At 51.6% G+C, this 1,197-nt stretch carries 1 protein-coding gene; it reads right to left on the bottom strand.

From position 1 onward, the window contains the following. Positions 1-148: 148 nt before the first annotated feature. A complete protein-coding gene (locus PR800_RS19615) occupies positions 149-1,129 on the bottom strand; it encodes an IS5-like element ISEc68 family transposase (protein WP_000082736.1) in 981 nt (326 codons plus the stop codon). Positions 1,130-1,197: the final 68 nt, after the last annotated feature.

Raw genomic sequence — 1,197 nt, 5'->3', positions numbered from 1 at the left:
GGAAGTTGCGATTAAGTGGTCCGCAGCTCCCGATATGACGCCCCAAACCGTCCTTTATCGACGTCCTGTGGCTCAATTTTCCAATTTTCAGCCCAAAATCGTCTCTTCGTGGCTGATTTTGGCCCTGTTTCAGGCCAATTTCCTCATTTCAGGTAGATCTCGCCTGTGCCCGTATCAATTGGTCAACTCGAACCAGGTTCGCCAGGGTGAATAACATCGCCAGTTGACTGTCATTTTTAGCCAGCCCCTTGTACCTGGCTTTGACGAAACCAAACTGACATTTTACTATCCGAAATGGATGCTCAACCTTCGCTCGGATACTCGCTTTCAGGTATTCGTAACGGATGGCCAGCTTGTTCTTGCGCGGGTGTTGCTTCAATGCATTCACTTTGCCGGGACGCTTGGCGATAAGCCAGTCTGCGCTGACATCGCTGAGCTCATCGCGCTTTTCGGCCCCCTGATAACCAGCATCGGCTGAGATAAATTCCTCATCGCCATGCAGTAACTTGCCAACCTGATTGAGGTCGTGCTCGTTAGCCGCCGTGGTCACCAGACTGTGGGTCAGGCCACTTTTGGCGTCCACGCCAATGTGCGCTTTCATGCCGAAGTACCACTGGTTACCTTTCTTGGTCTGGTGCATGTCTTCATCACGGCTGTTGTGTTTGTTTTTGGTAGAGCTGGGGGCTTGAATGATGGTGGCATCCACCAAGGTGCCCTGGGTCATTAGAACGCCACACTCTGCTAGCCAGTGATTAACGGTACTGAAGATTTTGCGGGCCAGTTCATGCTGCTCCAGCAAATGCCGGAAATTCATGATGGTAGTGCGGTCTGGAATGGCTTTATCCAGTGACAGGCGAGCAAATTGGCGCATGGAGGCGATTTCATAGAGGGCATCTTCCATGGCCTCATCGCTCAGGTTGTACCATTGCTGCATGCAGTGAATACGCAGCATGGTTTCCAGCGGATAGGGCCTGCGACCATTACCGGCCTTGGGATACACAGGCTCGATAACGCCAAGTAATTTGTCCCAGGGAAGCAAGTCATCCATTCTGCCAAGGAAAACTTCTTTGCGGGTCTGGCGGCGTTTACTGGAAAACTCACTGTCGGCAAAAGTCAGTTGCTGGCTCATCCGGTTACTCATTCTGGGTTCAGGTTACAACACGATGATCTCACATCTCGGACTTATTCGCACCTTCC

The organism is Providencia sp. PROV205 (assembly GCF_028479505.1).
In the GTDB taxonomy this organism is placed as follows: Bacteria; Pseudomonadota; Gammaproteobacteria; order Enterobacterales; family Enterobacteriaceae; genus Providencia; species Providencia huaxiensis.
The sequence above is the reverse complement of the archived record's forward strand: the minus strand, read 5'-3'. Positions and strand labels throughout refer to the sequence as shown.

Bases quoted from the DNA above. Each gene is read 5' to 3' on its own strand.
- PR800_RS19615 (WP_000082736.1), bottom strand. From the start codon at position 1,129: ATGAGCCAGCAACTGACTTTTGCCGACAGTGAGTTTTCCAGTAAACGC.